General features: G+C 34.6%; 1 pseudogene. It reads right to left on the bottom strand.

The features are described from left to right. Positions 1 to 416: pseudogene (locus HC175_RS19405) on the bottom strand (hypothetical protein); the annotation flags it as partial.

Genomic DNA, 416 nt, shown 5'->3' with positions numbered 1-416 from the left:
AAGTAAAATGTTCCAAGAAAGAAAATGACAGGGGGAGCAAAGTATAACCAGACGGACATCGCTGTATTTCCTAGCATTCCTGCCATTTCTTCATTAAAGATAACAACAAACAAGAAAAGAAAAACAGACAGAACAGAGGAAATTAACAGTCCGAGCGCTAAGACATTTAAAGCATCGTCGTCGTTGTCTGGCAACATTATCGCTAATTCATATCTTCCATTCACCACATAACCTAAGATAGAAGTTATGGCTATAAATAGTCCGAGAATTCCAAAATCTTGCGGGGAATAAATTCTTGTGAGAAAGGGACTAATAGCTACAGGTATCAATTGTGCTATTGAGGTACCAGAAATTAAAGTCAACATATTTTTAGAATGTTGACCATTAAGATTTAAATATTCTATTAATAAAATTCT

Source organism: Salinimicrobium oceani, assembly GCF_012037645.1.
Note: the sequence above shows the minus strand (reverse complement) of the source record. Positions and strands in the feature narration are given on the sequence as shown.